Annotated in this window: 18 protein-coding genes; 5 read left to right on the top strand and 13 right to left on the bottom strand. The window is 72.0% G+C overall.

The window, feature by feature from the left end:
* Positions 1-80: 80 nt before the first annotated feature.
* The 7 genes from sbnA to AB0D74_RS22315 form a co-directional block, all read right to left on the bottom strand.
* Entirely contained in the window at positions 81-1,199 is a 1,119-nt protein-coding gene (gene sbnA / locus AB0D74_RS22285) for a 2,3-diaminopropionate biosynthesis protein SbnA (RefSeq protein ID WP_362589514.1), read from the bottom strand.
* A 36-nt stretch (positions 1,200-1,235) separates the two neighbouring features.
* Positions 1,236-2,306 (bottom strand): 2,3-diaminopropionate biosynthesis protein SbnB, encoded by a 1,071-nt coding sequence (sbnB, locus tag AB0D74_RS22290; protein ID WP_362589516.1) that lies wholly within the window; start codon positions 2,304-2,306, stop codon positions 1,236-1,238.
* The gene (locus AB0D74_RS22295; RefSeq protein ID WP_362589519.1) at positions 2,303-3,307 is read right to left on the bottom strand and encodes a TauD/TfdA family dioxygenase; all 1,005 of its coding nucleotides are present in this window, start codon (positions 3,305-3,307) and stop codon (positions 2,303-2,305) included. Before AB0D74_RS22295 ends, sbnB begins: the two co-directional genes overlap by 4 nt.
* Before the next feature lie 39 nt (positions 3,308-3,346).
* The gene (locus tag AB0D74_RS22300; RefSeq protein WP_362589522.1) at positions 3,347-6,619 is read right to left on the bottom strand and encodes an amino acid adenylation domain-containing protein; all 3,273 of its coding nucleotides are present in this window, start codon (positions 6,617-6,619) and stop codon (positions 3,347-3,349) included.
* 13 nt (positions 6,620-6,632) lie between these two features.
* Positions 6,633-9,212, bottom strand: a complete 2,580-nt coding sequence (locus tag AB0D74_RS22305; RefSeq protein ID WP_362589525.1) for a Pls/PosA family non-ribosomal peptide synthetase — start codon at positions 9,210-9,212, stop codon at positions 6,633-6,635.
* Positions 9,213-9,570: 358 nt separating this feature from the next.
* Complete coding sequence (locus AB0D74_RS22310) at positions 9,571-9,849, bottom strand: hypothetical protein (RefSeq protein ID WP_362589528.1); 279 nt, start codon at positions 9,847-9,849, stop codon at positions 9,571-9,573.
* A 78-nt stretch (positions 9,850-9,927) separates the two neighbouring features.
* Complete coding sequence (locus tag AB0D74_RS22315; RefSeq protein WP_362589531.1) at positions 9,928-10,368, bottom strand: ATP-binding protein; 441 nt, start codon at positions 10,366-10,368, stop codon at positions 9,928-9,930.
* A 279-nt stretch (positions 10,369-10,647) separates the two neighbouring features.
* Here AB0D74_RS22315 and AB0D74_RS22320 point away from each other — a divergent pair, with 279 nt between their 5' ends.
* From AB0D74_RS22320 to AB0D74_RS22330, 3 genes are read left to right on the top strand one after another with little or no spacing between them, the layout of a single operon-like run.
* Entirely contained in the window at positions 10,648-11,523 is an 876-nt protein-coding gene (locus AB0D74_RS22320; RefSeq protein WP_362589534.1) for a helix-turn-helix transcriptional regulator, read from the top strand.
* Entirely contained in the window at positions 11,520-11,807 is a 288-nt protein-coding gene (locus AB0D74_RS22325; protein ID WP_362589538.1) for a DUF397 domain-containing protein, read from the top strand. Before AB0D74_RS22320 ends, AB0D74_RS22325 begins: the two co-directional genes overlap by 4 nt.
* A 38-nt stretch (positions 11,808-11,845) precedes the next feature.
* Positions 11,846-12,652, top strand: coding sequence for an SAM-dependent methyltransferase (locus tag AB0D74_RS22330; protein ID WP_362589541.1), 807 nt, complete (start codon positions 11,846-11,848; stop codon positions 12,650-12,652).
* Positions 12,653-12,725: 73 nt separating this feature from the next.
* Here AB0D74_RS22330 and AB0D74_RS22335 read toward each other — a convergent pair whose 3' ends face one another.
* The 3 genes from AB0D74_RS22335 to AB0D74_RS22345 all read right to left on the bottom strand — a co-directional run bounded on the left by AB0D74_RS22335 (position 12,726) and on the right by AB0D74_RS22345 (position 14,624).
* A complete protein-coding gene (locus AB0D74_RS22335; protein ID WP_362589544.1) occupies positions 12,726-13,586 on the bottom strand; it encodes a chitosanase in 861 nt (286 codons plus the stop codon).
* Positions 13,587-13,734: 148 nt separating this feature from the next.
* Positions 13,735-13,950 (bottom strand): hypothetical protein, encoded by a 216-nt coding sequence (locus tag AB0D74_RS22340; RefSeq protein ID WP_362589546.1) that lies wholly within the window; start codon positions 13,948-13,950, stop codon positions 13,735-13,737.
* A 101-nt stretch (positions 13,951-14,051) separates the two neighbouring features.
* Positions 14,052-14,624 (bottom strand): dihydrofolate reductase family protein, encoded by a 573-nt coding sequence (locus tag AB0D74_RS22345; protein ID WP_362589549.1) that lies wholly within the window; start codon positions 14,622-14,624, stop codon positions 14,052-14,054.
* 177 nt (positions 14,625-14,801) lie between these two features.
* Between AB0D74_RS22345 and AB0D74_RS22350 the strand changes: the two genes are divergently transcribed.
* Entirely contained in the window at positions 14,802-15,149 is a 348-nt protein-coding gene (locus tag AB0D74_RS22350) for a tetratricopeptide repeat protein (protein ID WP_362589552.1), read from the top strand.
* 19 nt (positions 15,150-15,168) lie between these two features.
* Here the strand turns inward: AB0D74_RS22350 and AB0D74_RS22355 are convergent, their stop codons facing one another.
* From AB0D74_RS22355 to AB0D74_RS22365, 3 genes are all read right to left on the bottom strand, one after another.
* Positions 15,169-16,089, bottom strand: coding sequence for a M56 family metallopeptidase (locus AB0D74_RS22355; protein WP_362589555.1), 921 nt, complete (start codon positions 16,087-16,089; stop codon positions 15,169-15,171).
* 6 nt (positions 16,090-16,095) lie between these two features.
* Positions 16,096-16,512 (bottom strand): BlaI/MecI/CopY family transcriptional regulator, encoded by a 417-nt coding sequence (locus tag AB0D74_RS22360; protein ID WP_362589558.1) that lies wholly within the window; start codon positions 16,510-16,512, stop codon positions 16,096-16,098.
* 65 nt (positions 16,513-16,577) lie between these two features.
* Entirely contained in the window at positions 16,578-17,984 is a 1,407-nt protein-coding gene (locus AB0D74_RS22365; protein ID WP_362589561.1) for a PepSY domain-containing protein, read from the bottom strand.
* A 124-nt stretch (positions 17,985-18,108) separates the two neighbouring features.
* Here AB0D74_RS22365 and AB0D74_RS22370 point away from each other — a divergent pair, with 124 nt between their 5' ends.
* Positions 18,109-18,753, top strand: a complete 645-nt coding sequence (locus AB0D74_RS22370; RefSeq protein WP_362589564.1) for a peptide deformylase — start codon at positions 18,109-18,111, stop codon at positions 18,751-18,753.
* Positions 18,754-18,851: the final 98 nt, after the last annotated feature.

An 18,851-nucleotide genomic window follows, 5' to 3' on the forward strand; every position in this document is an offset into this window, starting at 1 on the left:
CGGCCCGGCGGGCATGCCGCGGCCCCCCGGCGGCGCCGCGCGGGCGTCTCCGGGGGGCCGTGCTCGGGCCTGCGCCGCCGTCAGGTGCTGCTGCGCCGACGGGCCGGTGCGCGGGAGGCGGACTTGGGCTCCCGGGGCAGGGTCTTGCGCGGTGCGGTGTCCCTGGTGTCGAGCACCTGGCCGCCGTCCACGGAGCCGGGTACCCGGTCGACGTCGCCGGTGCCCGGCACCCGGCCGACGTCCTCGGTGGCGAGCACCTGGTCGCCGTACAGGTCCTGCAGCCAGTTGGTCTGGTAGATGGTGTCGAGGTAGCGCTCGCCGAGGTCCGGTGCGATGGCGACCGCGGTGAGGTCACGGGCGTCGTGCCGGGTCAGCCAGTCCGCCGAGCCGCTGACCACGGTCCCGGTGGAGCCTCCGAAGAGGAAGCCGTGCCGGGCCATGCGGTGGCACATCCGGATGGTGTCCGGCTCCTCCACCTGGATCACCTCGTCGACGAAGGACTCGTCGAGCAGCGGCGGGCGCATGCTCATGCCGAGACCGGGGATCATCCGGCGGCCGGGCTCGCCGCCGAACGCCACCGAGCCGGCCGCGTCCACCGCGACGATCCGCACCGGACGGTGCCACTCGCGGAAGTAGCGGGCGCAGCCCATCAGGGTTCCGGTGGTGCCCGCGCCGACGAACAGCACGTCGAGCTCGGGGAACCGGCGGGCGATCTCCGGGGCGGTGGTGCGGTAGTGCGCCATCCAGTTGCCCGCGTTGGTGTACTGGCTGAGCCACACGTACCGGTCGTCCGACGCGCACAGCGAGCGGACGTACTCGATCCGCGTGCCCAGGAACCCGCCGTTGGCGTCCTGGTCGGCCACGATGTGCACCTCGCTGCCGAGCGCCTCCATCAGGAGCCTGGTCGACAGGTTGCAACGGGAGTCCGTCACACACAGGAACCGGTAACCCTTGCTCGCGGCGATCATGCTGAGCGCGACGCCGAGGTTGCCGGAGGAGGACTCGACCAGGACGGAGTCCGCTTTCAGGATTCCGTCCCGCTCGGCCTTCTCCACCATCTCGTTGGCGGCCTTCAGTTTGATGGATCCGGCGAAGTTGAAGGCCTCGCACTTCAGGTAGAGCGGGTGTCCGCAGATCGACTCCAGGTCGACGTAGAGGTCGCCCTCGTTGAAGGCGTAGGGAGCGGAGATGACAGGCACGGCGGGCCTCCTGGTGCCGGGCCGAGGACGACGGCCTCAGCCGTAGCGGCGCAGTTCGTGGAAGAAGTCATCGATGAGACCGAGGTCCCCGGCCCGGGACACCTCGTCGTAGACGTACTTGCCGACGGCGAGGTCGAGGACGCCGAGTCCGAAGGGCGAGAAGACCACCGGGCGGTCGGGCGGCGGGGCGGCCCGGCCGGCCATGACGTCGCCGAGGGTTCCGTTGAGGAAGTCCCGGCTGCCGGTGAGCTGTTCGGCCAGATGGGGTGACGTGTCGGCCTTGAGGCAGTGGTCGACGTCGTCGACGAAGTTGGCCGCGCCCAGCAGGATCTCGGGGGCGAGGTCGCGCAGGGACACGTGCAGGACCAGCGGGTTGTGGGTGAACCAGGCCGGGTCCGTGACATGGGGCTGTCCTGCGATGGTGGCGAAGACCAGGAGGTCGCTGCCGCGGACCAGGTCCTCGGCGGTCTCGTGGACGGTGATCCGCGCGCCGCCGCCGGTCTGCTCCAGGTAGCCGCGGAAGCCGCCGGCGCTGTCGGCGGACAGGTCGTGCACGCCGATCTCGTCGAAGTCCCAGCCGGTGCCGGCCAGGAAGGTGTGGATGTAGCGGGCGATCAGTCCGGTGCCGAAGAAGCCGACCCGGCGGGGCCGGGTGCGGGTGCGGCTGAGCCAGTCGGCGGCCAGGGCGGCGGAGGCCGCGGTCCTGGTGGCGCTGATGATCGAGCTCTCGAGGCAGGCGAACGGGTAGCCCGTCTGCTGGTCGTTGAGGATGAGCACCGCGGACGCCCGCGGCAGCCCGCTGCTCACGTTCTCCGGGAAGCTGGAGACCCATTTCAGTCCGTCCACGTGGACGGAGCCGCCGAGGGAGGCCGGCAGCGCGATGATCCGCGAGGTCGGCCGGTCGGTGAAGCGCAGGAAGTACGAGGGCGGGTTGACCGAGTCGCCCGCGTCGTGCAGCCGGTAGACGGTCTCGACCAGCTCCGTGAGCTGTTTCTCGCGCCCGCTCAGCGCCTGGTGCACCTGCTCGCCGGTGATGACCGCGAAGGTCGGTACGGCGGGCCGCCGGGGGGCGTCGGACCGGGTGCCGGTCGACAGTGTGTCGGTCATCGCTCGCTCGCCTCCGTCGCCGGGCGGTCCTCGGCCGGCCGGACGGGTTCGCCCATGCCGACGAGGACCTGCCGGTCTCCGGTGAACGCCTCCCGGCTGTGCGCGGTGCGGATGTTGTCCACGAGCAGCAGGTCGCCCCGCTGCCAGGGTTCGCGCCGGGTGTGCGCCTCGTAGGTGCTGTTGATCAGCTGGACGACGTCCTCGCCGATCGGGGTGCCGTCGCCGTGGCGGGTGTTGAACGGCAGTCCGTCCGCGCCGTAGACGTCCACCAGGTACTCGCGCACCTCGGGTGCGAGGGTCCACTCGTTGAGGAAGGCGATCTGGTTGAACCAGCAGCGGCGGCCCGTGACCGGGTGCCGGACGACGGCGCTGCGGCGCTGCTCGGTGCGGAGCGAACCGTCGGGCTGCCAGGTGAAGTCGACGGCGTTGGCCCGGCAGTAGCGCTCGATCTCGGCGTGGTCGGCGGTGCCGAAGGACTCCGTGAGGCTCGCGCCGATCTCGTCGTTGTAGGAGCGGGTCAGGATCCAGCCCTCCCGCTCGAACCGTTCGACGAGCCCGGCGGGCAGCGCCCGCAGCATCTCCTCGGCGTCGGCCACCGCCGTGGCCCCGCCCTGCTCGGGCGCGGTGAGGCAGGCGAACAGCATCAGGCCGGGCGCCTGGCGGAGGTAGCTCAGCTCGTGGTGCATGCACATGGGCTGGTTGGCCGGCCAGGGCGTGGACGCGTACACGCCGGGCCCGTGGGTCTCGCGGGGGGCGAAGGCCTCGCGCTCCGTCATGAGGTCCCCGGCCAGGTGCCCGAAGACGGCACCGGTCTGGGCGGTGTCGCGCAGTCCGAGGCCGCGGACGACCAGTGCCCCGTGCTCGGTGACCTGGGCGCGCAGCGCCTCGCGGTGCTCGGCCGCCCATTTCGGGGGGTCGTCGGGGGGATCGACGCGCAGGAGTGCCGGCTTGTCCGGCCGCAGCTCCACGTCGAGCGGTGATGCCAGGGAGGAGAACGGCATCTCGGGTTCCTTTCGGTCGACCGCCTGGGGTGTGACGGGTCAGGAGGAGGCGAGGGGGAGGACGGTGGTCAGGACGGCCCGCGCGGCCTCGGCGGGGCGGGTGCGCAGGAAGTGGTGGCCGCCGTCGGCGAGTTCGTGCAGCTCGACGCGGTCGGCCAGGAGCAGCCAGTCCCGGTGGTGCCGCGTGTGGCCGGCGGTGTGCGGGTCGTCGGCGGCGACGACCACCGTGAGCGGCGCGGACACCTTGACGGGCGGCGGGGCTTCCAGGGCCGTGCCGAAGTAGCGGTGGGCCGCGACGCAGTCGTGCCGGTAGGCGGCGGCGATGTGGGCGGCGTGCCGCGGGTTCAGCTCGGCGAGTTCGGGGTGGCCGCCGTCCGCGGCCAGGCGCGTCGCGATGTCGGGGTCGCTCAGGTGCGCCAGTTCGGTGACGGCGGTGTGCCGTTCGGCGGCGGTGCCGAGGAGTTGCGCGCCGAGGAACAGCCGCTCCACGTGCATGCCGCGCTGCTGGAGCCTCCTGGCCGTCTCCATGGCCGGTGCCGCTCCGGAGGAGTGGCCCCAGAGCATGACCCGGGTCGGTCCGCGCGCCGCGAGTTCGGCGGCGGCCTGCTCGGCGACCTCCTCGACGGACGCGAACGGCTCGGGGGGTGCGGCGAGGTTGTGGCCGGGCGGGTCCACGGCGAGGACGGTGAGGCCGCTGCCCGCCAGGGCGCTCGCCATCGGCTGGAAGTTGACCGCGTTGCCGCCCGCGGAGGGGAAGCAGACCAGGGCGCACTCGTCGGTGCCGGTCCCGTCCGCCAGGGTCAGCAGCAGTTCCGGGCGCTGCCGGGCCGGCCCGTCGAGGAGGGCGGCCAGGTCGGCGAGGACGGGGTGCCGGGTGATGTCCTTCAGGGACACCGCGCGGTCGAGGGCGAGGCTGAGCCTGACCGCGGTCAGGGAGGTGCCGCCGGAGTCGAAGAAGTGGTCGGTGCGGCCGACCTGTTCCTCGGGCACGCCGAGCAGTTCGGCCCAGGCCGCGGCCACGCGCCGTTCGGTCGCGCCGAGTTCGCCGGCTGCCGTCCGGTGCGGGTCGCCGGTCGCCCGGTGTGCCTCACCGGTCGGGGCGGCTTCGGCCTGCCTGGTCAGGGCCTTCTTGTCGATCTTGCCGTTGGCGGTCAGCGGGAGGCTGTCCTGCCAGTGGAAGGCGGAGGGCACCATGTAGCCGGGCAGCGCGGCGCCGAGTTCCTCGCGCAGGGCCTCGGGCCGCTGCCGGGTGCCGGAGTAGAAGGCGATGAGCTGCTTGCCGCCGCCGGTCCGTTCGGCGACGACCACCGCGCCGTCCCGTACGCCGGCCACCCGCAGCAGGCAGTTCTCGATCTCGCCGATCTCGATCCGGAACCCGCGGATCTTGACCTGGCTGTCCCGGCGGCCGAGGAACTCCAGCTTGCCGCCGGGGTGCCAGCGCCCCCAGTCGCCGCCCAGGTAGAGCCGTTCACCGGGCCGGTAGGGGTCCGTGCGGTACGCCTCGCGGGTGCGTTCGGGGTCGTTGACGTAGCCGCGGCCCACGCAGACGCCGGAGAAGGCGATCAGGCCGGGGGCGCCGAGCGGTACCAGCGCCAGGTGCTCGTCCACGACGTGGACGCGGACGTTGTTGACGGCCCGGCCGAGCAGCACCCGCTCGGGCACCTCCCGGAGGAGCTCGTGGTTGGTGTCGTCGGACGTCTCGGTCAGGCCGTAGGCGTTGAGCAGGCCGATGCCCGGCTGGACCGCCAGCCAGCGCTGGACCAGTTCCCGTTTCAGTGCCTCGCCGGTCACCGACACGTACCGCAGGTCCGGCAGGGCGCGCGGCTGCTGCTCCAGGTAGGAGACCACGACCTCCAGGTACGACGGCACGAGCTGGGCCACGCCGACCCGGCCGCGCTCCAGGGTCTCGGTGAACCGTGCCACGTCCGTGATGACGTCCTGCTCGACCAGCAGGGTCCGCCCGCCGGCCAGCAGCGGGGCGACGAGCTGCCACAGGGAGATGTCGAAGCACTGCGGGGCGGTCTGGGCGACCACGGTCCCCGCGCCGATCTCCAGGTCGTCGATCTTGGCGTGGAGGTGGTTGAGCAGGCCCGCGTGCTCGCACATCGCGCCCTTGGGCTCGCCGGTGGAGCCGGAGGTGAAGTAGATGTAGGCGAGTTGACCGGGTTCGACGCGGATCCCGGGGTCGTCGTCGGCGTGCGGTTCGGCGTAGGCCGTGTCGAACGGCAGCTTCGTGACGTCCGGCAGGGCGGTCAGCGCCCGGTCCAGGGTGTCCGTGCTGCCGGGTTCGGTCAGCGCCAGCCGGCACCCGGCCCGGGACAGGGTGGTCTCGATGCGGCCGGCCGGGAAGTGCGGTTCGATCGGCAGGTACACGCCGCCCGCCTTGAACACCGCCAGCACCGCCGCCAGCCAGTCGAGGGTGCGCTCGGAGACGACGGCGACGACGTCCTCCCGGCCCAGGCCGCGGGCGAGCAGGGCGCGGGCCAGCCGGTTGGCGCGCCGGTTGAGTTCGTCGTAGGTCCACTCCCGGGTGCCGTGCACGGCCGCCACGGCCTGCGGATGCGCCCGCACCCGCTGCTCGAACAGTTCGTGGGCGCGGGCGTCCGGCAGTGGGCGGTGCGGCCCGGCCAGGCCTTCGAGCTGTTCGTGCCGTTCCTCGGCCGAGAGCAGGCTCTGCCGGGTGTGGTCGGCGTCGGGGTCAGCGGTCAGCAGCCGCAGCGCGGTCAGGTGGTAGCCGGCGATGCGGGCGGCGGCCCCGGCGTCCAGGACGTCCGTGCGGTACCGCAGGCTCAGCGTGAGCCGGCCGTCCCGGTCGGACCCGCGCACGTGCAGGGCGCCGTCGTCGGTGTGGGTCCCCGCTGCGCCGGGGGGACTCCACACCACCTCGTACGACGGCTCCGTCAGGCCGAGTTCGCGCCGCAGTGCGGCCACCGGGTGGTCCTGGTGCGCCTGCACCTCCGCCTCGGCGTGTGCGGCGGCCGAGAGCAGGGCCGCCCAGCTTCCGGCGGGGACGGACACCCGGCACGGCAGCGGTGCGCCGCCGGAGACGGTGGTGTGGCCGGTGACCACCTCCGGCTCGCCGGAGAGCGCGGCCAGCACCTTGAGGTGGGCGGCCAGCAGCACCGTGCCGGTCGGCAGGCCGTGCCGCGCGGCCAGTTCACGCACCGCCCGGGCGAGGTCGGTCGGCAGCGGTGTCTCGTGCCCGGCCGTGCCCGGCACCGGTTCCCGGACCCAGCGGGGTACGGGGGTGGCACCGCCGGCGGTCAGTGTCCGGGTCCAGAACTCCCGGTCCGTCTCCACGCGCGTTCGCATCGAATGGCCTTCCTCAACTCACGGTCGCCGTGGCGGCGTCGGCTGCTGTCGTGACCCGGGCGACGCCGGCGGACCGGCTCACGCCGTCCGGCATGTCCACCGCGGGGTTGCCGCCCCACCGGGCGTGCGGGGGGACTTCCTCGCCCTTCATGAGGAAGGAGTCGGGTTCGAGCACCGCTCCGTCGCCCATGGTCACGCCGTAGTGCACATGGGCGGCGATGCCCAGGGTGCAGCCGTCGCCGAGCGTGGTGACGTCGGACTTGAAGGTGCCGTCCTCCTGCGAGTGGCACTGGATCTTGCTGCCGGCGTTGAGGGTGCAGTCGTCGCCGATGGTGGCGAGGGTCCGCTCGGTCAGGTAGCAGCCGTCGTCGAACACCCGGCGGCCGATGTGCACGCCCAGCAGCCGCCAGACCAGGCTCTTGAACGGGGTTCCGTTGAAGATGTTGAGGAAGTGGTCCGGTACCTTCCACAGCCGTTCGTGCCACCAGAAGTACGGGTCGTAGATGGAGCACAGCCGGGGGCGCAGCGCCCGGAAGGAGGCGAGGCAGCGCTCGACCAGGACGTAGTAGGCGGCGGAGAAGGCGAGGGTGAGCGCCAGGTAGCCGCCTATCACCACGTGGCCGACCACACCGTAGAGGTCCACGGAGGCGAGGCCGAAGAGGGTGAGCGCGAAGGTGTGCAGCCAGCGCACGAACAGCATGAGCGCCATGGAGCAGAGGTTGTAGCGGTTCTTCGCCGCCAACCGCCGGTGAAACGTTTCTCCGGTCCTGAGGTGGTCGAAGCCGGCGTCGCGCTCCACCGAGCGGGGGATCTCGAAGCACGGTGAGCCGAGGAGTCCCACGCCTTCCCGGACCTCGCCGTCGAGGGGCACCATCACCTTCGTCGCGAGCAGGCAGTTCTCCCCGGTCCTGGCGCCCGCCGGGTAGGCGATGTTGTTGCCCAGGAAGTTGTGCGCCCCGATCGAGGCCCGGGACAGCCGGAAGGAGGTGCTGGAGAAGTCGGCGTTGAGGACGGAGAGGCCGTCGGCCACCATCGTCCCGCTGCCGACGGAGACCAGCAGCGGTGTCTCGTGCTGCACTTCGGTGCCGAAGTTCGACCCGGTCTGCTCGACCCGTGACAGGTCGTAGCCGATGCCGCGGAGGTAGCCCACGATGTAGGAGCTGTCGCCGAAGAGCCAGGCGAAGAACCTGACGTTCGTCATGCGGGCCGTGGTCCGCTGCAGCGCGTAGTGGAAGCCGTAGAGCGGATAGACCTTGTCGGGCTTGACCAGGAGGCCCAGCAGGCGCGGCAGGGTGCACAGGGCCGCGAGTCCCAGGACGAGGAAGCCGACGAAGAGCACGGCGGAGAGCAGCAGGGCGTCGGGGAGCAGTTCCGACCAGCCGAGCGAGACCGTGTTCGGGTCGAGTCGCTTGCCGATCAGCGGTACTTCGGTGAACAGCATGTAGGCGCCGCCGACGGCCAGCGGGACGTACAGGACGAGCAGCTGGAGCAGCGTGCCCAGGCCGAACCAGGCGCGGCGCAGGGGGCCGCAGTTCGCCGGGGCGATCCTGATGTAGTCGGTCCGCGTGGGCTCCGCGGGGGATCCGTGCCAGCGCTCGCCGTCCGGGACGGCCTGGCCGCGGTGCAGGGCGGAGGAGTGGCCGAGCTGGGCTCCGTGACCGAGGGAGGTGTCGATGTCCAGGACGGTCTTCTCGCCGACGAAGGCGTTGGTGCCGAGGGTGATGCGGCCGGTCTGGATGTGTCCGGCGTGCGCCCGGTAGCCGAGGAAGAAGGAGTCCTTGCGGATCACCGTACCCGCCCCGACGGTCAGCAGGTCGGTGCAGACGGGAACGGAGTGGGAGAGGATCGTGACGCCCTTGCCGATCCGTGCGCCGAGGGCCCGCAGGTACAGCACGTACAGCGGGGTCCCGGTGAGGAAGACCATCGGGTTCGCGTGCAGCAGCGCCTTGACGAGCCAGAACCTGAAGTACGTCAGGCCCCAGACGGGGAACTCACGAGGGCGCCAGCGGCCGACGAGCAGCCATTTCGCGGCGACGGGGAAGGCACACAGCGCCACGAACGCGCCGCCGCCGAAGAGCAGCGACCGCAGATAGACGTCGGCCAGTCCCTTGCCGGTGGCGATCCACTCGTATCCCCTGGCGGTGACGAATCCGGATACCAGGGAGTAGCCGAGGAAGACCAGCAACTGGAGGGTTCCGCAGACCAGATGGTTCCACCGGCCGGCGCGCGGGCCCGGTGCCGGTGACGGCACGGGCGGCTGCGGGGCGGGCACCGGATCGGCGGGAGCGGGGGCGGTCGGGCCCAGTGCCGCCGCCAGGCTCTGGATCGTGGGGTGCCGGTAGATGTCCCGCATGGACGGCGACGGGAGATCGTCGGCCTTGCGTATTCGGGCACAGAACTGGGCCATGACCAGGGAGTTGGCACCGAGGTCGGTGAAGAAGTGGCTGCCGACCGGGACGGTCTCGGCGTCGAGGAGGTCGGCCAGTGCCTGCGCGAGCCTCCGCTCGGTCTCCGCCCCTCCGGGGCCGGTTCCGCTCAGGGCGACGGCAGGTTCATCCGGCTCCGAAACGACCTCGGAGGACTGTTCCACCATGCGATCTCCTGGAGAACGTGGATGTTCCTGATCACGAACCGGCGGATTCAGTCTGTCCGGATAAGGGCTTCACGTGCCACTTGTCCCATGGGGGGCAGCGAGCGCCCGGCATGAGCCGTCAGGCCCGCATTCCCTTGGTTTCACGCCCGGAAGGGGGGCGTGCGAATCACCCGAACGGCGGCCCCCCGGCCGGCAGCCCGCCTCGCGGGCACCGGCATCGGCCGGGGAACGGGGCCGTCACATGGGGGGAGGGCCGAGGGGCCGCACCCGGATCCGTGCCGCGCCGGCGGGTGTCCTCACCGGCGGCGCATGGGCACGGATCCTCGGCTTCCTCGGATGACGTCGGTCGTCGGCACGGTCAGTCGTCGGCACCGTCCGGCGCCGCGGCGGTCTCGTGCGCCGCGATGCCGACGAAGCGGCGTACGGCCTCCACGGGCATGTCGAGGCCCTCGGAGGCGGCATGCTCGTCACCGAACGCCTGCACCGCCTCGGCGACGGCCACGGCCAGTTCGACCTCCGCCTTGCGGACCTTGACCTCGGCCTTGTCCACGGTGTCGACCACCGCCAGCTGGCGGCGCTGCTTCTCCTGGAGCCGCTGCTTGCGGGACAGCGTTTTGTCAGAGTTCTGCACAGTCACGACCAAGATCATATGCGGGTCCGTGCACCCGCACGAAATCGGCAACTGCGGCCCCTCGAACCCCTGTTCACTCCCGCGTCAGGCCGTCAGCGTCGCCCAGACCGCGTGGCCGCTGGTGAGCCGCGACCGGTCGACGCCCCACGAGTCGGCGAGCTGCTCGACGAGCAGCAGCCCCCTGCCGCCCTCGTCGTCGGGGCCCGGATCGCGCCGGGGCAGACCGTGGCCGGAGTAGTCGTGGTCGTGGACCTCCAGTCGCAGGCATCCGTCGGCGACCAGCCCCATCCCGCACAGGATCCGCACGCTCAGCGTGTGGATGACGGCGTTCGTGGCCAGCTCGGACACCAGCAGCACCGCGTCCTCGCACAGCTCGCGGGAGAGTCCCCACTCGGTGAGCCGGGCTCTCACGGAGCGGCGGGCGACTCTGACGCTGGAGCGGTGCGAGGGGAGCTCGATCCAGTGCGCACGGTCGGGCGCGGCTACGTCTAACAGGTCGCGGGGGGAGGTCGCGTGGGGGGACACGATGGCTGCCTTCCGTAAGGCGGGCGCGGCGAAGAGCGGGCTGAGCAGGCAGAACGGGCGGAGCGGAGAGCGGCACAGCGGGCAGGACGGGGCAACGACCGCACAGGGAGCGCGACATCGCCCGTGATCGTGACCGCGATTTACTCAAGTAATCATGCGCGCATGCAAGTTCAGGCTGCAACCGACTCCCTGATAATTTCAGAATGCCGGTATCGGTCTGGTCGCTTCAGCAAGTGCCTGTCACACTCTTCCGGGTGACAGTCCCTCAGGAGGTAGGGCGTGAGCGAAGGCCGTTCGAACGCGGGGAGCGCCGGTGCGCCCACCGTGCTGCGCATGATCCTGGGCCGCAGGCTCCAGGAGCGGCGTCAGGGAGCGGGCGTGTCCCTGGAGGACGCGGCGCGGGCGCTTCGGGTCACCAGTCTGACCATCCGCCGGCTGGAGAAGGCGGAGGTCACGCTCAAGCCCCTGTACGTGGAGAAGCTGCTCGAGACCTACGGTGCCGACCGGCAGGAGCGGGACGAGTTCGTCGCCTTCGCCGAGCGGGCCAACGAGCCCGGCTGGTGGCACACCTACCGGGATGTGCTGCCCACCTGGTTCAGCGCCTATGTGAGCCTGGAGACCGGCGCGACGACCCTGCGCACGTACGAGCCGCACTACGCCACGGGTCTGCTGCAGACCCGGGAGTACGCGCGCCACGTGCTCGGCGGCGGTTTCCCCAACGACAGCGACGAGGACCTGGAGCGGCGGGTGAACCTGCGGCTGCGCCGTCAGGCCCTGCTGGAGCGCTCCGACGCGCCGACGCTGTGGGTGGTGATGGAGGAGGCCGTCCTGCACCGGGTGGTCGGCGGTCCCGAGGTGATGCGGGAGCAGATCGAGCGGCTGCTGGAGGTCTCGGAGCTGGCGCACGTCAGCGTCGACGTCGTCCCGTTCACCGCCGGCGCCCATGTGGGCGTGTGCGCCCCGTTCACCTACTTCCGCTTCGCGGAGCCGGAGTTGCCGGACGTCGTCTACACCGAGGTCCTCTCCGGCGCGATGTACCTGGACCAGCGCTCCGACGTCGTCGCCCATCTGGAGGCGCACAACCGCATGTCCCTGCTCACCTCCGACGCGCAGAGCAGGGCGCTCCTGAACCACATGCGCAAGGAGTACTCATGACCACCTTCGGCACCTCCTTCGACGGCAGTGTCTTCGACGGCCGCGCCCACGACGTGTACAACGGCATGCCCGCATCGGACCTGGGGGAACAGGGCTGGGAGTCGCCCTGGAGCGGTCCCAACGGCGGTCAGTGCGTACAGACGAAGCAGCTCGCCGACGGCAGGATCGCGCTGCGGCAGTCGACGGATCCGGCCGGCCCCGCACTGATCTACACCCCGGAGGAGATCACCGCGTTCGTCGCGGGGGTCAAACGGGGCCTCGCCGACCACCTCACCACCGGCTGACCTCTCCCCCCACGCTCCCCCCTTTTGAAAGGTTCAGGATGACCAACTCGCACGCGGCGCGGGACATCGACACCAGCAGGCCCCACTCCGCCCGCATGTACGACTACTACCTGGGCGGCAAGGACCACTTCGACGTCGACAAGGTCGCCGCCGAGACCGTCGCGTCCGCCTACCCGGGCATCTTCGTCTGCGCCCGGGAGAACCGTGCCTTCATGCACCGGGCCACCCGCGTCCTCGCCCGCGAGCACGGCATCCGGCAGTGGCTCGACATCGGCACCGGCATCCCCACCGAGCCCAACCTGCACCAGGTGGCCCAGTCCGTGGTCCCGGAGGCCCGGGTGGTGTACGCCGACAACGACCCGCTGGTGCTCAAGTACGCCGAGCGGCTGATGCGCAGCACGACGGAGGGCCGTACCACCTACATAGAGGCGGACGTCAACGACCCGCAGACGCTGCTCGACGCCCCGGAACTGGCGGAGGTGCTGGACCTCGGGCGGCCGGTGGCACTCTCGCTCAACGCCCTGATGCACTTCGTGACGGACGCGCAGGACCCGTACGGCATCGTGAGCCGGCTGCTGGACGTGCTGCCCTCGGGCAGCGCGCTCGCCCTGAGCCACTGCACGCCCGACTTCGACCCGGACACCTGGCAGAAGGTCACCGACATCTACAACAACGCCGGTACGCCGGTGCAGTTCCGCTCGCAGGCGGACGTGACGCGGTTCTTCGACGGGCTGGAACTGCTCGACCCCGGCGTGTCCGTCGGCCACCGCTGGCGCCCGGACAGCGAGCCGACCGCCACCGACGCGGAGGTCAGCCTGTGGACCGGGGTGGGCATCAAGCCGTAGGAGCCACCGCGAGGGGGGAAGAGCCTCCGGGCTGTCGTACCGCATGGGGGTGCGGTACGACAGCCCGGGGGTGTCAGCCGATGTGGTAGCTGTCGCCGTACACCTTCCAGTCCAGCGGGGTGTTCAGGCACAGGTTGCCCTTTTTCAGGAAGACCCGCTGCTCGGTGTCGACCCGGGTGGTGTCGCTGTGCGCCTCCTCCTGCTTCATGGCCCAGACCCGGGCGTCGAGGAAGGCGTTGAGGTACGTCGTCTCGTTCCCGCCCTGGGCCGGCGGCTTGGCGTGGCCGAGGGCGCGCTTGCGTATGTTGCGGAAGCTGGTGGGGTCGTCGCCGTCGCCGTGCATGACGATGGCGTCGTAGTAGGTGAACTGCCCGAGCGTGCCCAGCCCGTCCGTCTTGCCCTGCTGGACCGCAGGGTTGAAGTACACGCGGTCGCGCTCGTCGTTCTGCGCCTGCTGGAAGGCGCTGTCCTGGGCCGCCTTGCGCCAGTCCGCGGGGAAGTTCGGGTCGAGGCCGCTGTGCGAGTCGGTGCCGTTGACCCGGCGCAGGGCGGGCAGGTACTTGGCGAGCACGTTGCCGGGCTTGCGGTCGGTGTAGAGCTGGACGAGGTCGAGCATGTCGCCGGTGCCGGAACAGAAGCCGATGATCCCGGCGGTGTAGCCGCGGCCGTCGCCGATGTCCTCGATGTACTTGTACTGCGCCTTCCAGTCGAGCGAGGAGTTCTCCGCGCTCGACACCAGCTTCATGGCGATCTCCTTCTTCGCCGGGTCGTCGAGGCCCACGCAGCCCGCCGCCGACGGGGCGGCGGCCGAGGCGTGCTCCGGGCGCAGCAGGACGGCTCCGGCGCCGACCGCGGAGGCGCCCAGCAGGGCGAGCAGGGTACGGCGGGAGGTCAGGACGGGGTGCGTCGTGGTGGTGTCGTTCGGGTTCCGCACAGTGGCTCCAGTGGGGGGTGAGAAGTTCACCGATAGGAAGGTTTCCTATCAGTTGAACCCACTGATGTGTACCCGTCACGCAGAAAGTTCGTAGGGTCGAACAAGTCCGCCGACGCGATCCGGGGCGGTCCGGGGCGGCCGGCCGGGTTCAGCCCGTGGCGGTCCAGGCCCTCGGGCCGATGCCACGCCACTCGATCAGCTCGGGGTCGTCGACCGTCGTACTGGCCTCGGGCAGGCCCGCGCGGCGCAGGAACTCGACGATGTCGAGCAGGTGGTACGCGGTGCCGACATACTCTCCGCGGATGGTGACCCGCCGGCCGCCGTCGGGGCCCGGCGGCTGCACGATCACAGGCGCGCCTTCCATAGTGTCCGGATGCCCCCGAGCGGCACGGATCATGCGGCAACCCCGCAGCTTGCACCCCTCTGGGGGGCAGAGCCCAGGGCGGGCAAGGCGGCGGCGCCGGCTCAGCGGACGACGTCGAAGACGTTCTTCTGCACGCCGTTGGCGTAGACCTCGTGCTCGACCAGCTTCAGCTGCTGGGTGTCCTTGTCCGTCGCACTGAACAGGCGCTTGCCCGCGCCGAGCAGCAGCGGGTAGACGAGCAGGTGGTAGCGGTCGATCAGGCCCGCGTCGGACAGGGCGTGGTGGAGCGAGGCGCTGCCGTGCACGATGACCGGGCCGCCCTCGGTCTCCTTGAGGGCGGCGACCTCGTCGAGCGAGCGCAGGATCGTGGTCTCGCCCCAGTCCGGCACCAGGTCGCCGTCGGCGAGGGTGGTGGAGACGACGTACTTCGGCAGCGTCCGGTAGCGCGCGAACTCCGGCATGTCCGGCCAGACCGGACTGAACGCCGCGTAGCTGGCCCGGCCCAGCAGGAGCGCGGTCGACTCCTCCTGCTCCCGGCCCTTGATCTCGAACACCTCGGGGACGAACGCGATGTCCTTGAAGGTCCACCCGGAGTTCCGGTAGCCGGGCTCGCCGCCCGGACCCTCGACGACTCCGTCGAGGGAGATGAAGGCAGTGCTGATCAGGGTTCGCATCGGGTTTCCTCGCCGTCCGGGATCTGCCGCGGCGCTCCGCGGCACCGCCCTCCACACCCTTCATCCGACAACAAAATTTGTCAAGGAAACTCATCTTGTCGGTGAAGGGTCCCCGGGGTCGAGTTGGTGGAATTTTCAACAACCTCCGCCTGTTGTCGGCGGCGAAGGAGGTCAGAGGTGGACACGACGTACTACGACCAGGGAACCGCCGCCGAACGCTGGGCCCGGGCCCAGCTGTTCTTCGACGCCAAGGACTACGCGGGCGCCGCGCAGGTGCTCGCCGGGCTGGTCGAGGAGGTGCCGGAGCAGACGGGACCCCGGCTGCTGCTGGCGCGCGCCTACTACCACTCGGCCCAACTGCGCCGCGCGGAGACCGAGTTGCGCGAGATCGTGGAGCGCGACCCGGTGGAGCACTACGCCCGGCTGATGCTGGGCCGTACGCTCCAGCGGCAGGCCCGCCACGAGGAGGCGGAGTCGCACCTGCGGATCGCCTCGGTGCTGGCCGGGGACTTCCCGGAGCAGTGAGAAACCGCCGGCCGCACCGTCACAGCGGCGCGGCGGCGCGCAGGATCAGGAACAGCGTCACCGCGGAGTTCGCGGAGGACATCGCCGAGACGACGGTGCCCGCGGCGGCGCCCCAGACGGCGAGCCCGGCCGCAGTGAAGGCGGAGGGCCAGTCGCGGGCGACCGGGGCGGGCCCGAGCAGGGCGACGACCCGGCGCGGCACGGGACCGGTGGCGGCCACCGCGGGCAGCGTCGGCGCCGGGGTGCCCACGGACAGCAGGGCCGCCTTGCCGATGGCCCGGGCGACCGTGCGCCGGTCCCCCACCGAGCGGGCCGCCTCCTCGTCCGCCCAGCGCTCGGCCGTGTAGCGGACGGCGGTGCGCAGGGGCCGCAGGAAGGGGTTGGCGCGTGCCGCCAGGTGGACGGCGAGCAGGTGCCGGTGGTGCCGGGCCGCGAGGTGGGCGCGCTCATGGGCGAAGAGGGCCCGGCGCTCGCCCGGGGCGAGGCCGTCCAGGAGCGCGCTGGTGACGACGATCCGGTCGGGGAGCGCGTAGGCGTAGGGCGTGCTGTCGGGCAGCACGGCGACCGCACGGCCGGGCAGCCCGGTGAGCGCCCGGCGGGCCCGCCGGGTGACCCGGCGGTGCCGCAGGAGGGTACGGCCGCCCACGACCGCGACCGCGGCGAGGGCGGGGATGGCGGCACGGCCGGCGATCTCGTCGTGCGGGACGGCGGCCCGAACCTCCGGGTCGGACCAGCCGTCCGGGAGGGGGTTGCCTGGAAGCTGGGCGGTGCCGACCACCATCAGCAGGGCGAGGCAGAGCGTGCTGCACCCGGCCATCACCACGGCCATCGCGGTGAGCAGCCGGGTGGCGGTGCGCGGATGCAGCCGCCCCTCGGCCAGCCGGGCGACGGGCCACGCGGTCAGCGGCAGGACCAGCGGCAGGAAGACGAAGACCCCCATGGACGGTCAGTCTTCCGTACCGCCATGGTCCGCGGGCGGGACGTGCCGAGTGTTCACCGGGCCCGGCCCGGCGGCCTCCAGGAGGGACCGCAGCACCTGCTCGTCACCGGGCGGCAGGGCGGTGACGAAACTGGCGAGCACCGCCTCGCGGTCCCGTTCGCCGTCGAGGAGCCGGCGCATCCGCAGGGCGGCGAGCCGGGCCACGTCGGCGGTCGGGGTCCACAGGAACGAGCGGCCCTGCCGTTCCCTGGCGACGACGTCCTTGGCGAGCAGCCGGGTCAGGATGGTCACGACGGTGGTGTAGGCGAGGTCGCCGCCGAGCCGCTCCTGCACCCAGGCGGCGGTGACGGGACCGCCGGCCTCGCGCAGCGCGCCCAGCACCTGGCCCTCCAGCTCCCCCTGCCCCCGCCGGGCCCGCGCCATAGTCCCGTCTCCCTCCGGCGTCGGCGTCTGGTGACAGGCTCACCAGCGCGTCTCACCACGCTACTTCACGCCGGCCCGCCCCCGTACGTCCGCCTGCCGCGACGGTGCGCGATCTCGCCGAGCACGATGTCCACCGCGAGGAAGGCGGCCAGCGGGATCCCGAGCAGCGGCACGAAGTAGCCGAGGACCGCGACCACCGCCATCGCCGGGACGAGGAGGTACGGCGGGACCTGCGCCCAGGCGCCGCGCGGGATCGGCCGGCCGAAGGCCGAGCCACGGCCGCGCTGCCACCACATGCGGTAGCCCCACACGATCAGCAGGATCAGGGAGAGCGCCAGCAGGGCCAGGACGAGCTGGTTGACCAGGCCGAAGAGGATGCCGGTGTGCAGGTCGATGCCCCAGCGGGTGAGTTTGGCGAGCACCGGGTAGTCGGCGAAGCGCAGCACGTCGGTCACCTCGCCGGTGCCCGGGTCCACGGCGACGGAGTCCTGCTTCTCGGGCCAGCTGCGCTGGACCTGCCGCACCACGTAGGCGCTGTTCGCGTCGGCGGGCGGGACGATCTCGACCGGGTCCCCGAGTCCCTCCGCGCGGGCGGCGGCGAGCACCTTGTCCAGGCCGACGCCGTGCTCGGCGTCACCGCCGATCCCGGCCGCCGCGCCGTGCCCCGCGTGCTCGCCGCCGCTCGCGGCGGCGGAGACGGACGGGGTGGCCTGGCCGAGGGAGGTGCGCAGCTCGTCGATGTTGGCGCCGGCGTAGGTGGACCAGGTCAGGCCGGTCGCCGAGAGGAAGACGAAACCCGCGGCGGCCCAGACGCCGACGGTGCCGTGCAGGCCGAGCGTGCGCCGCCGGCCGCTGGTGCCGCGCACCTTGCGCAGTGCCCGCCGCCGGGCGAACCACAGCACCAGGCCTCCGCCCGCGATCACCCACAGCCAGCTGGCCGCGAGCTCGCTGTAGAGCCGTCCGGTGTCGCCGAGGTGGAGGTCGCGGTGGAGCTCGTCGATCCAGGTGCGCAGCGGGAGCGCGCCCGTCGAGCCGTACTGTTCGAGCGCGCCGCGCACCTTGCCGGTGTACGGGTCGACGAAGACCGCGAGGGTGTGGTCCGGGTTCACCCCCTCGACCCCCGACAGCAGCACCCGGGTGGTGGCGCCCGCCTCGGGCGCCGGCCGTATCGCGGAGACCGTGCCCTCGGGATGGGCCTTGCGGGCGGCGGCGACCTGCTCGGAGACCGGCAGCTCGGTCTTCCCCACCGGGACGGTCAGCTCCTGGGCGTACACCAGCTTCTCGGCCTGGAAGGAGAAGGCGTACAGCAGGCCGGTGGCGGCGGCGACGAGCAGGAAGGGCGCGACCAGGAGGCCGGCGTAGAAGTGCAGGCGCAGGACGAGGGGGCGCAGCGGGGCCCAGCGGCTCGGGGACGCGGCCGGGACGGTGGGTTGCGGGACCTCGTCCGTGGCCGTCGAGGGGGCGATGGACATCGGGGGCTTCTCCGGGGACTGGTGGCGGAGCGGGGACGGTCCAGTAGTCGGACCGCACCCGGGCCGAGTTCCCCACGGCCGAAGTGACCTGAGTCACAGGGCCATGCCATGGCATGCTGGCCCGATGGCATCTCCCAGTGATCGCGCACCTCTTGCCGAGCGGGTCGAGGAACTCCTCGCCCCCGGCGGCCCGTTGCCCATCGTCGCGGCCGGCGACCCGGTCCTGCGGCGCGGAACCGAGCCGTACGACGGCCAGTTGGCCCCGGCCCTGCTGGCCCGCTTCGTCGAGGCACTGCGCGTCACCATGCACGAGGCACCGGGCGTGGGCGTGGCCGCGCCCCAGGTGGGCGTCCCGCTGCGCATCGCGGTCATCGAGGACCCGGCACCGGTACCGGAGGAGGTGGCGGCGGCCAGGGGCCGGGTCCCGCAGCCGTTCCGGGTGCTGGTCAACCCGGTCTACGCGCCCGTCGGCACCGCCCGTGCCGCGTTCTTCGAGGGCTGCCTGAGCGTGCCGGGCTGGCAGGCGGTGGTGGCCCGGCCCACGAGCGTCCGGCTGACCGGCGCCGACGAGCACGGGCACGCGCTGGACGAGGTGTTCACCGGGTGGCCGGCCCGCATCGTCCAACACGAGACCGACCACCTCGACGGCATGCTCTACCTGGACCGGGCCGAGCTGCGCTCCCTGTCCTCCAACGCCGCCATGACGGACCGCTGGACCCAGCCGACCCCGGCGACGGCGGCGGAGGCCCTGGGTTTCCACCTTCCGTGAACTGACAGCGCTTCACATGGCGCGGTGCTCGTCAGCGCCCCGAAAGGGGCGCGGGGAACTGCGCGAACAGCCCCCACCGGGCCGCCGAAGACCGACGA

It is taken from the genome of Streptomyces sp. NPDC048278, from assembly GCF_040652195.1.
Lineage (GTDB): Bacteria > Actinomycetota > Actinomycetes > Streptomycetales > Streptomycetaceae > Streptomyces.

Coding starts and splice junctions, on each gene's coding strand:
- sbnB (WP_362589516.1), bottom strand. CDS start 2,306: ATGACCGACACACTGTCGACCGGCACCCGGTCCGACGCCCCCCGGCGG.
- AB0D74_RS22295 (WP_362589519.1), bottom strand. CDS start 3,307: ATGCCGTTCTCCTCCCTGGCATCACCGCTCGACGTGGAGCTGCGGCCG.
- AB0D74_RS22300 (WP_362589522.1), bottom strand. CDS start 6,619: ATGCGAACGCGCGTGGAGACGGACCGGGAGTTCTGGACCCGGACACTG.
- AB0D74_RS22305 (WP_362589525.1), bottom strand. CDS start 9,212: ATGGTGGAACAGTCCTCCGAGGTCGTTTCGGAGCCGGATGAACCTGCC.
- AB0D74_RS22325 (WP_362589538.1), top strand. CDS start 11,520: ATGACCACCTTCGGCACCTCCTTCGACGGCAGTGTCTTCGACGGCCGC.
- AB0D74_RS22330 (WP_362589541.1), top strand. CDS start 11,846: ATGACCAACTCGCACGCGGCGCGGGACATCGACACCAGCAGGCCCCAC.
- AB0D74_RS22340 (WP_362589546.1), bottom strand. CDS start 13,950: ATGGAAGGCGCGCCTGTGATCGTGCAGCCGCCGGGCCCCGACGGCGGC.
- AB0D74_RS22345 (WP_362589549.1), bottom strand. CDS start 14,624: ATGCGAACCCTGATCAGCACTGCCTTCATCTCCCTCGACGGAGTCGTC.
- AB0D74_RS22355 (WP_362589555.1), bottom strand. CDS start 16,089: ATGGGGGTCTTCGTCTTCCTGCCGCTGGTCCTGCCGCTGACCGCGTGG.
- AB0D74_RS22360 (WP_362589558.1), bottom strand. CDS start 16,512: ATGGCGCGGGCCCGGCGGGGGCAGGGGGAGCTGGAGGGCCAGGTGCTG.
- AB0D74_RS22365 (WP_362589561.1), bottom strand. CDS start 17,984: ATGTCCATCGCCCCCTCGACGGCCACGGACGAGGTCCCGCAACCCACC.
- AB0D74_RS22370 (WP_362589564.1), top strand. CDS start 18,109: ATGGCATCTCCCAGTGATCGCGCACCTCTTGCCGAGCGGGTCGAGGAA.